This is a genomic window from Micromonospora sp. CPCC 206061 (genome assembly GCF_036906915.1).
GTDB lineage: Bacteria > Actinomycetota > Actinomycetes > Mycobacteriales > Micromonosporaceae > Phytohabitans.
In genome coordinates, this window is the sequence record NZ_JBAKHX010000233.1 from 1 (window position 1) to 625 (window position 625).

General features: G+C 72.2%; 1 protein-coding gene. It reads right to left on the minus strand.

Translation table 11 applies throughout. The features are described 5' to 3' along the window. Positions 1-625, minus strand: a 625-nt coding sequence (locus V6V89_RS41535; RefSeq protein ID WP_334625247.1) for a polyketide synthase, incomplete at both ends; no start/stop codon positions are given.

The window sequence follows — 625 nt, forward strand, 5'->3', positions numbered from 1 at the left end:
TTCGGACCAGCCCGCGCCGTCTGCGGCGGCGGCGAAGGACTTGCAGCGGCCGTCGGGTGCCAGGCCGCGCTGGCGGCTGAACTCCACGAAGATGTTCGGGGTCGCCATGACCGTCACGCCACCGGCGAGGGCGAGTGCGCATTCACCCTGTCGGAGGGCTTGGGCGGCCAGGTGCAGTGCGACGAGCGAGGAGGAGCAGGCGGTGTCGACGGTGACGGCGGGCCCTTCGAGGCCGAGGGTGTACGCCAGCCGTCCGGAGGCGACGCTGGGGGCGCTGCCGGTGCCGATGTAGCCCTCGTAGCCTTCGGGGGCCTGGTGGTGGCGGGTGGCGTGCAGGCGGGCGGCGTAGTCGTCGTACATGACGCCGGCGAAGACGCCGGTCAGGCTGCCCTTGAGCGTGGTCGGGTCGATGCCCGCGCGCTCGACGGCTTCCCATGCGGTTTCGAGCAACAGTCGCTGCTGCGGGTCGATCGCGGCCGCCTCGCGGGGGCTGATGCCGAAGAACGCGGGGTCGAACCGGTCGGCGTCGTGCAGGAAGCCACCCTCACGGGCGTACGTCTTGCCCGTCTGCGAGGGATCCGGGTCGTACAGGCCGTCCACGTCCCAGCCGCGCCTCACCGGGAAC